At 52.8% G+C, this 267-nt stretch carries 2 tRNA genes; both read right to left on the bottom strand.

The features are described from left to right. Nucleotides 1–87 precede the first annotated feature (87 nt). Nucleotides 88–164, bottom strand: a tRNA-Met gene (locus tag FAY47_RS14150). A gap of 3 nt (nt 165–167) precedes the next feature. Next, nucleotides 168–243, bottom strand: a tRNA-Met gene (locus tag FAY47_RS14145). Nucleotides 244–267: the final 24 nt, after the last annotated feature.

The following is a 267-nucleotide window of genomic DNA, read 5'->3' as shown; positions in this document are numbered from 1 at the left end:
AAGACCGGAATCGAACCGGTACGGTGTTTAACCACCGCAGGATTTTAAGTCCTGTGCGTCTGCCAGTTCCGCCACTTCGGCACATTATGGTAGCGGAAATAGGACTTGAACCTACGACCCTTCGGGTATGAACCGAATGCTCTAGCCAGCTGAGCTATTCCGCCTTATGGTTGCGGGGGCAGGACTCGAACCTACGACCTTCGGGTTATGAGCCCGACGAGCTACCAACTGCTCCACCCCGCGTTATTATAACTTTCAGTTGAAAAC

The sequence above is a fragment of the Clostridium sp. HBUAS56017 genome (assembly GCF_007115085.1).
GTDB classification, from domain to species: domain Bacteria; phylum Bacillota; class Clostridia; order Clostridiales; family Clostridiaceae; genus Clostridium; species Clostridium cibarium.
This window is presented reverse-complemented; position numbering and strand designations above follow the sequence as displayed.